This is a genomic window from Streptomyces sp. NRRL B-24572, assembly GCF_002156145.1.
GTDB classification, from domain to species: Bacteria; Actinomycetota; Actinomycetes; order Streptomycetales; family Streptomycetaceae; genus Streptomyces; species Streptomyces vietnamensis.
Map to the genome: position 1 here is coordinate 1 of NZ_MWIG01000825.1, position 3,085 is coordinate 3,085.

Genomic DNA, 3,085 nt, shown 5'->3' on the forward strand with positions numbered 1-3,085 from the left:
CGACTTCCCGTCCGTCTCGCACTTGTTGCGCTTCTTGACGTTCGGCGCCGTGGCCGTCGCCATGCTGCCGGTGAGGCCGGACTTCGTCGTGTACGGCACCGGCTTGGTGATCTTGATGGTGCTCTGCGGCATGTGCTGCGCGTAGCCGCCCCACACCCACGTGCCGGCCTCGCTGCGCGCGAGGGACGAGGTGTCCTTGGCGCCCTGGCCGCCCTTGGTGCCGGCCGTGGACAGGCTCCAGGTCTCGTCGGTGCCGTTCTTGTTGACGTCGTAGGTGCACCACTTGCTCTTCAAGCTCGTGGGGCTGGACATCGTCACCAGCGGGGTGCCGCCGCCCTTCTTCTCGTCCTCGAAGAAGGTGATCGAGCCCGTCTTGTACACCTCCCACTCCGGCGGTACGTCGAAGAGGGTGCCGTACTTCGGGTTGTAGACGACCTTCCAGCCGGGGATCGTCGGCTGCTGCGCCGCGCCGTCGCGCGGGTTGTCGATCCCGGACGACTGGCTCGGGTCGGGCGCCGGNNGCGGTGGCGGCGACGATCGCCACGATCGTCGTCTGCTTCTTCTTCCCGCCGTCGGGCCCGCCGGGCTGTCCGGCGCCCGGCACCGCGTACTGCTGCGGCACGGTCGGCTGCTGGTACGGGTTCGGGGAACCCGGCTGCTGCGCGTATCCCTGCTGCGGGTAGCCGGGCTGCGTCGGCGGCTGCTGCGGGTAGCCGGGCTGCGTCGGCGGCTGCTGCGGGTACCCGGGCTGGGCCGGCGGCTGCTGATACGGGTTCGGCTGCTGGTACCCCGACTGCTGGTAGGGGTTCTGACTCTGGTCCTGCGGGTTCTGCTCGCCCCCGGGCGGCTGCTGTCCTGGCCACATGGCCAGTAACCATAGAGGTGCGGGGGCCGCTCGACCACGCCCGCCCCCGGGCGGGGGCGGGGCGGGGGATGGCCAAGGCTGCTACTGGTGGGTAACATCACGGTCCATGAGCGCAGACCAGATGTCCGTCGGCGAGATGCTCGCCGCCACGGTCCCCATGGCCGGAACCCTCAACCTGGAGTTCCTGGAGACCACCGCCGAGCGCGCCGTCGTGCGCCTCCCGGACCAGCCCGCCTACCACAACCACGTCGGCGGCCCGCACGCCGGAGCGATGTTCACCCTGGCCGAGTCCGCCAGCGGAGCCATCGTGCTCGCCGCCTTCGGCGACCAGCTGAGCCGTGCGGTCCCGCTCGCGGTCAAGGCGGAGATCGGCTACAAGAAGCTGGCCATGGGTGTCGTCACCGCCACCGCCACCCTCGGTCGCCCCGTCGCCGAGGTCGTCGCCGAACTCGACGCCGGACAGCGGCCGGAGTTCCCGGTGCGGATCGACATCACCCGCGAGGACGGCGCCGTGACCGGCGAGATGGCGGTTCTGTGGACGCTCAGGCCCAACGGCCCGGGGAAGTGAGCCGGACGGCCGGCGCGGGTCCCGCGCCGGTTCCCTCGCCTCCGGGCGACTGAGCGCTGCTGAACGCGGCGCGGCGGAGAGGGGGACGTCCACGGCACGGGAGTCGCGATCGCCCGCGTCGATCCGGCCGTGGACGCGCCTCTCGTACGTGACGCGAGGGCCCGGTCGGTGGGTGCTCTGGTCCGGGGGGAGTGCCATCCGGCCAAAGAATTGACGGGTACCTGACAATTCAAGGTCCCTGTGGCACCTTCCATGAGGCTCACACCCCACAAGGACGCGGCCCAGAAGGAGCGACATGAGGAAGTCCTCGACACTCTCGTGCGTCACCGCCCTGATCATCGCGGCCACCGCCGGAGCGGCCACGGCGGCGAACGCCTTCGGACCCACCGCAACGCAGCAGGTCGACGGCGTGATCGTGGTCTCGGGCAGCACCTGCACCTGGACCAACGCCCGGACCAGCGCCAACCCGCCCACCGCGCTGTCCATCGACCGCACCAGCATCAACACGCCGGGCGGCAACCTGGGCTGTACCGGAGGCATCACCGCCGCCCTCAACAACAACCCCGACGTCACCTTCGACGACGCGGCCGGCCAGGCGAAGGCCGACGTCATCGACATCACGGGAACGCAGTACGGCATCTCCTGCCGCTACAAGGCGACCAACGTCCTGCTGAACCGCGACAGCACCACCCGCAGGTACGTGAACCAGGCGTTCACCGCGACGAAGACCTCCGGCAGCTTCCTCTGCCCGGGATCGGTCACCACCGACGCCGGCGGCGCCTCCCTGCTCTTCCACTGACACCCGGTGGGCACGGCGAAGTCCCCGCCTCGTCCGGACCTCTCCGGACCTCTCCGGGCCTCTCCGGGGCGGGGGCCTCGTCGGCGTCGAGGTCCGTTCTTCCCGACCGGGTAGGCTTTCACGGCGTGCCCGCCGACGTACCCGCCGGGCCGTCGAGCAGCCGACACGGGAGGAACCGCGTGCACGTCCAGGAGTGGCTGGAGACGATCCCCGCGGTCGCCGTCTACGCCCTTGTGGCGGTGGTGATCGGGGTGGAGAGCCTGGGCATCCCGCTGCCCGGTGAGATCGTGCTCGTCAGCTCGGCGCTGCTCGCCTCGCAGCACGGCGACATCAATCCGTACGTCCTCGGCGCCTGCGCCACGGCCGGAGCGATCGTCGGCGACTCGATCGGCTACGCGATCGGCCGCAAGGGCGGGCGGCCGCTGCTCGCCCGGCTGGGCGCGAAGTTCCCCAAGCACTTCAGCGAGGCCAACATCGGGCTCGCCGAGAACTCCTTCCAGAAGTGGGGGATGTGGGCGGTCTTCTTCGGCCGCTTCATCGCCCTCCTCCGCATCTTCGCGGGGCCGCTCGCGGGCGTGCTGCACATGCCGTACTGGAAGTTCCTCATCGCCAACGTCCTCGGCGGCATCCTGTGGGCCGGCGGCACCACGGCCGTCATCTACACGGTCGGCGTCGTCGCCGAGGCCTGGCTCAAGCGCTTCTCCTGGCTGGGCCTCGTCCTCGCCGTGCTGATCGGCATCGTCTCGATGCTGGTCGTCAAGAACCGGGCCAAGAAGGCGGCGGCGCAGCGGGCCGAGGTCGTGGAGCAGGAGCCGGTCCCGGCGGCGGACTGAGCGCGGACCGCAGGCGTACG

At 70.6% G+C, this 3,085-nt stretch carries 3 protein-coding genes and 1 pseudogene; 3 read left to right on the plus strand and 1 reads right to left on the minus strand.

All coding sequences use genetic code 11. The annotated features are described in order from the left end of the window. Positions 1–865 (minus strand): annotated as a pseudogene (locus CCN56_RS36675) (hypothetical protein); the annotation flags it as partial. 106 nt (positions 866–971) lie between these two features. Here CCN56_RS36675 and CCN56_RS36680 point away from each other — a divergent pair. The 3 genes from CCN56_RS36680 (at position 972) to CCN56_RS36690 (ending at position 3,065) form a co-directional block, all read left to right on the plus strand. Beyond that, the gene (locus CCN56_RS36680) at positions 972–1,433 is read left to right on the plus strand and encodes a DUF4442 domain-containing protein (RefSeq protein WP_179200122.1); all 462 of its coding nucleotides are present in this window, start codon (positions 972–974) and stop codon (positions 1,431–1,433) included. 295 nt (positions 1,434–1,728) lie between these two features. Beyond that, positions 1,729–2,232 carry a hypothetical protein gene (locus tag CCN56_RS36685; RefSeq protein ID WP_086832057.1) on the plus strand — a complete coding sequence of 168 codons (504 nt, stop codon included), beginning with the start codon at positions 1,729–1,731 and terminating at the stop codon, positions 2,230–2,232. 179 nt (positions 2,233–2,411) lie between these two features. Continuing rightward, positions 2,412–3,065 carry a DedA family protein gene (locus tag CCN56_RS36690; RefSeq protein WP_086832058.1) on the plus strand — a complete coding sequence of 218 codons (654 nt, stop codon included), beginning with the start codon at positions 2,412–2,414 and terminating at the stop codon, positions 3,063–3,065. The last annotated feature ends 20 nt before the right edge of the window (positions 3,066–3,085 follow it).

Excerpts from the sequence above, each read along its gene's own strand:
- CCN56_RS36680 (WP_179200122.1), top strand. The coding sequence starts at position 972 with ATGAGCGCAGACCAGATGTCCGTCGGCGAGATGCTCGCCGCCACGGTC.
- CCN56_RS36685 (WP_086832057.1), top strand. The coding sequence starts at position 1,729 with ATGAGGAAGTCCTCGACACTCTCGTGCGTCACCGCCCTGATCATCGCG.